Here is a 1,341-nt window from a genome sequence, read left to right on the forward strand (position 1 = left end):
TGCTCGTTTATATACCCTTGTGTTTTCGACTGGATATGTTAAGGTAACAAACAGTAAATGACACGTTACAGACTGCAAAATGTACCAACTGAAAAAAGAAAGAATACCGTTGTGTGCTTTATTTCTCGATCAGCTTTTAAAACATGAGGAAATGTTTTTATAAAAAAAGAGTAGTTACCGTTTTTTGGTAACTACTCTTTTCCTTTTTTAAGGGGCTAAATACCTGGAAGTTTAGGTGTTTTGGGTATTGGTGGTGTAGGTGGCTGCAAGCTTTCCATTTTTTGTTGAATTGCTTTAAATTCAGGGGTTTCTTGGTGTTGATTTTGAACCATTTTTTGCTCTATTCTCTCCAAAGTCGGTTGAATTTCTTTCCCTGATACTTTACGATTTAATTCTCTTTCTAAGGTCTCTTTCGGACTAATGGAAGGCGTTTCTAAGCTTGAATAGAGTTTCACTCCTTCTCTATTGTAAAGCCTTATATCGCTAAATAAGCCCGTTTTATGAAGGGTTTCTAAATTGGTCGGTAAGTTTTTGACAACAATATCATGCGCTTGTTTTGGTGTTGCCCTGGCTGTCATTGGATCATCTGCATACATAGTTTCATACCGTTCAATTGTTCCTAAATATGAGTTGATTTTAGGTACTGCCATGACATACATTTTTGTTTCATAATCTTTGGCTTGAAGCATTGTTGCGGTTTGAATAGGAACGTCTGTTGTTCGTCCTGTACCTTCAATCACTAAATTATACCCTTTATCTCTCAAACGGCTTATGATCGCTTCTGTCATGCGATTAGAATAAGGGGTAACGTATTTTACTACGTCTTTTTCATAAAGTTTCACTAGTTCATCAAAATTAGGGTGCTGTTGTTTGAACGTATCATTATCAATGATAACAACATTTCCTTGTGTCTCTTCGGAAATTGCCGATCGCAAACTAGTTTTACCTGATCCTGGTTGCCCACCAAGTAAAAAAGCGGTTGGCGATTCAACCGCTAGTCTATTTTTAGTTAGTCGTTCAACATTCTTTTCTAAACGATCTTCAAATTGCTTTTCGGTGAAGTCAGTAATATTCGCCATGTTAAGCCACTTTCTCTTTTGTCAAAATTTGTTTTGAATATTGATTCATTGACCGCCAATACTCATGAATAGCTTGTAATTCTTCAAATGGTTGTTGAAATAAATCAACTTCTTGTGCCACTTCTAATTGATTTAAAAGATTCACTTCTAGTAAACGAGTATTTTTAGTATCTAGTTCATGGTTCAAAACATAGTTTAATACTCGATTATAAACGCTTGCCGATAATTCGTTAATGATCTCTATTTCAAATGTTTTTTCATA

2 protein-coding genes are annotated in these 1,341 nt (G+C 35.0%); both read right to left on the reverse strand.

Translation table 11 applies throughout. The annotated features are described in order from the left end of the window. Positions 1–215: 215 nt before the first annotated feature. On the reverse strand, positions 216–1,079 hold the full coding sequence (locus BN346_RS04305; protein WP_002332783.1) for a zeta toxin family protein: 864 nt from the start codon (positions 1,077–1,079) through the stop codon (positions 216–218). Between the two features lies 1 nt (position 1,080). Next, the coding region (locus tag BN346_RS04310) for an antitoxin (protein WP_101541673.1) at positions 1,081–1,341 on the reverse strand (261 nt) is incomplete at its 5' end.

It is taken from the genome of Clostridium ihumii AP5 (assembly GCF_000612845.1).
Lineage (GTDB): Bacteria > Bacillota > Clostridia > Clostridiales > Clostridiaceae > Clostridium_J > Clostridium_J ihumii.

What these genes read in the sequence shown, in the direction of transcription:
- BN346_RS04305 (WP_002332783.1), bottom strand. Translation starts at nt 1,079, where the DNA reads ATGGCGAATATTACTGACTTCACCGAAAAGCAATTTGAAGATCGTTTA.